We start from the raw sequence: 2,897 nt of genomic DNA on the forward strand, positions 1-2,897 counted from the left end.
TATCCTTACAGAAATGGAACTTTTTGAGGAAAAGTTCAAAGATTCGATGCTTTCTAAAGTACCACTTTTAAACAGAATTACCTATTATATTGTAAGACGTAAAGGAAAACAAATGCGCCCTATGTTTGTTTTTTTAGTGGCAAAAATGGTTTCTAATGGTGGTTTTGATGAGCGTACTTACAGAGGCGCTTCTGTTGTAGAATTAATACATACAGCCACGTTAGTACATGATGATGTGGTTGATGATAGTAATAGACGTAGAGGTTTTTTCTCTATAAATGCTCTTTGGAAAAATAAAATTGCCGTTTTGGTAGGAGATTTTATGCTGTCTAAAGGCTTGTTGTTGTCTATAGATAATGAAGATTTTGACCTTTTAAAACTAATCTCTATTGCTGTTAGAGAAATGAGTGAAGGCGAGTTGTTGCAAATAGAAAAAGCCAGAAAATTAGATATTACTGAAGCCGTTTATTTTGATATCATTAGAAAAAAAACAGCCACTTTAATAGCCGCTTGTTGTGGTATTGGTGCTGCATCTGTAGGAGCCAATAACGATTGTGTGCAGCAAATGAGAAAATTTGGCGAGTATATTGGTATTGCTTTTCAAATAAAAGACGATTTGTTTGATTATTCTGAAGCCAAAATTGGAAAACCAACAGGGATTGATATTAAAGAGCAAAAAATGACATTGCCCTTAATACATACTTTAAATACCTGTTCTAAAAAAGAAAAAGCTTGGTTAATCAATTCTATAAAAAAGCACAATAAAAATAAAAAAAGAGTGAAAGAAGTAATTGCTTTTGTAAAAGAAAATGGTGGTATAGAATATACAGTTGCTAAAATGAACGATTACAGAAATAAAGCTTTGGCAATATTAAATGACTTTCCTGAAACAACCTACAAAAAATCTTTAGTTACCATGATAGATTATGTGGTAGAAAGAAAAATTTAATTTTTTTCATCTCTTTAAGTTTTCCTATTTTTGATTTTATTGCTACAAAGAAATCAACTATGAAAAACTATCTTTTTATTCTATTAGCTGTTTTATTATTTGCTAATAAAACACAATCTCAACAAAAATTAGGTTTTATAATACCAACAACAAAAACCGAACAAGATCAAAATTGTAATTATTTTGCCAATGCTTTTCGCCAAAAGCCAAAAGAAGTTCGTTTTAGTATTGTTAGAGAAGGCAATAAACTATTTTTTAGCACCAATGATAAAAAATGGTTCTCTAATGTTTTTAAGAAATCTGGAGATGGTATTGCTATAGATGTTGTATCTAAATCTTTATACGCATGTGATAAGGTAGTAGAAAAATCTCAAATAAAAGGAACTGTTCTAAAACCCGTTTTCGCACAAAAATTACTCAGAGGTTTTAAAAAATATAGAGGCACTAACAGTTTTAGAACCTATGTTGGTTCAGTACCTGCAAACCTAAACAAAGAAGAGTTAGAATTTAATATTCTTTTTTTAAATAATAAAAGACTTTGTAGATATCAAACCATTTATAATTTAGAATCTTATCCTTGGGATTTGTTAGATATGGGGGTTTACTTAGATTCTTTAACCTACAAGGACAAAAAAATAAATATTTCAGATAAGTTTATTACTAAATACAAAACACTAAAATTTGTGATTCCTTTTGAGAAAAACAAATCCGAATACTCTAAAGAAGATATTAAGCCTTTGTATGATAGTTTACAATTGACAGATTTTAATATCAAAAAAATAAATATAAAAGCATACTCTTCTATAGAAGGCAGTTTACAAAGAAATTTAGAATTGCAAGAAAAGCGTGCAAGTAGCATTGTAAAATCTATACAAACTTTTCAGAAACCCAATATTGTAACCCAAATTTCTACCTCAGAAAACTGGGTAGAGTTTTTAAATGATATTTCAAATACAAAATACAAGGGTTTAAAAAAATTACCTAAAAATAGGATTAAACAAAAAATTGTAGGTGCTGTTTCTAAAGATCTAGAAAAATACTTACAAAATCATAGAAAGGCAGTAATTACTTTAGATCTAGAGAAAAAAGATAAGTATAAAAACATGTCTAGTCAGCAATTAGTAAACACTTTTAATACGCTTATCTTAAAAGATGATATAAAAGAGGCCTTGGTAGTTCAAAATTCTATTTTCGACAAATTAAAAACAGAACGTTCGCCAGATTTACTTACAAAACTAAATGTACCAAAGCAGTTAAAATATATGACTGTTTTAAACAAAAATAGCATTTTTAAATATCTTTTAAATATTAGTTATGCCAAAATTGCTTTTGACGAGTTGAAAAAGCTTGAAAAATTAGATCCTAAAAACAAAAATTTAAAATACAATTTAGTAGTTGTAAAATTTATTATTTGGAGGAATAATTGGGAGAAAATCAATGAAAACGATTTTAAGAAAGAAATACTTCAACTTAAAAAATATGGAATTTCACAAAACTTAATCGATAGAATGTTGGTAAACTTTCATATTGTAAAAGCAGAAAAAAACATGCGTGCTAGAAAGTATGATGCTAAAGACGAATCTGTAGATTTTATTATTGATACTTATGAAAATTTTAAACTTTCTAATTATGATTATTTAAGTTTGGCACAATTTTTAACCTATTATGCAAACATGGATGAAGCTACTGACCTTTTAGATGATAAAGTAAAAACCATTACCATAGATGAAGATTTATTATTCTATTACCTAAATTTAACGTTGATAGATGATTATGCAGTGTCTACTCAAAACTATAGAACTATTATGTTAAACGCGGTAGAAATGAATAAAGAGCGTTTTTGCAGACTTTTTAATTCCTCCTTAAATAAAGGGGTTACTTTTCAACTATTAAAAAATAAGTATTTAAAAGAAACTTATTGCGAAAATTGTATAAAGTAATAAGTTGA

At 27.8% G+C, this 2,897-nt stretch carries 2 protein-coding genes; both read left to right on the forward strand.

Annotation, left to right across the window (positions count from 1 at the left end; translation table 11 throughout):
* Window position 1 precedes the first annotated feature (1 nt).
* Window positions 2-949 carry a polyprenyl synthetase family protein gene (locus ACTG3S_RS04425; protein ID WP_439128164.1) on the forward strand — a complete coding sequence of 316 codons (948 nt, stop codon included), beginning with the start codon at window positions 2-4 and terminating at the stop codon, window positions 947-949.
* Between the two features lie 59 nt (window positions 950-1,008).
* Window positions 1,009-2,889, forward strand: coding sequence for a hypothetical protein (locus ACTG3S_RS04430; RefSeq protein ID WP_439128165.1), 1,881 nt, complete (start codon window positions 1,009-1,011; stop codon window positions 2,887-2,889).
* The last annotated feature ends 8 nt before the right edge of the window (window positions 2,890-2,897 follow it).

Origin of the sequence: Polaribacter sp., from assembly GCF_965656025.1 — a bacterium.
Taxonomy (GTDB): Bacteria; Bacteroidota; Bacteroidia; order Flavobacteriales; family Flavobacteriaceae; genus Polaribacter.